Below are 597 nucleotides of genomic sequence, written 5' to 3'. Positions count from 1 at the left end.
ACATGAGTGAAGTCGCGCTCAAGGGCCAACGCGGTTTCTTCGCCTCGTTCCAGTACGTGACGCTGATTGGCGGGCAGCTGCTGGCGGTGTCGCTGGTGGTGGTGTTGCAACAGTTCCTCACTGAAGAAGACCTGCGTGCCTACGGCTGGCGGATTCCGTTCGTGGTGGGTGCGGTGGCGGCGCTGATTTCGCTGTTCCTGCGTCGTTCGCTGAAGGAAACCACCAACGAGGAAACTCGCGCACACAAAGACGCCGGCAGCATCACTGCACTGTTCCGCGATCACAAAGCGGCGTTCATCACCGTGCTCGGCTACACCGCTGGCGGCTCGCTGATTTTCTACACCGTCACCACCTACATGAAGAAATACTTGGTGAACACCGCCGGGATGCACGCCAAGACCGCCAGCTACATCATGACCGGCGCGCTGTTCCTGTATATGTGCATGCAGCCGTTGTTCGGCATGCTCGCCGACAAGATCGGCCGACGTAACTCGATGCTCTGGTTCGGCGCGCTCGGTACGCTGTTCACTGTGCCGATTCTGCTCAGCCTGAAAAGCATCAGCAGCCCGTTCCTCGCCTTCGTGCTGATCACCCTGG

Annotated in this window: 1 protein-coding gene; it reads left to right on the top strand. The window is 59.6% G+C overall.

Features of this window, described 5'->3' with window-relative positions; all coding sequences use genetic code 11:
• On the top strand, positions 1–597 hold a 597-nt coding region (locus tag J5M71_RS26600), incomplete at both ends, for an MFS transporter (RefSeq protein WP_207838457.1).

Origin of the sequence: Pseudomonas sp. 43(2021) (assembly GCF_017490805.1) — a bacterium.
Classification (GTDB): Bacteria; Pseudomonadota; Gammaproteobacteria; order Pseudomonadales; family Pseudomonadaceae; genus Aquipseudomonas.
The sequence above is the reverse complement of the archived record's forward strand: the minus strand, read 5'-3'. Positions and strand labels throughout refer to the sequence as shown.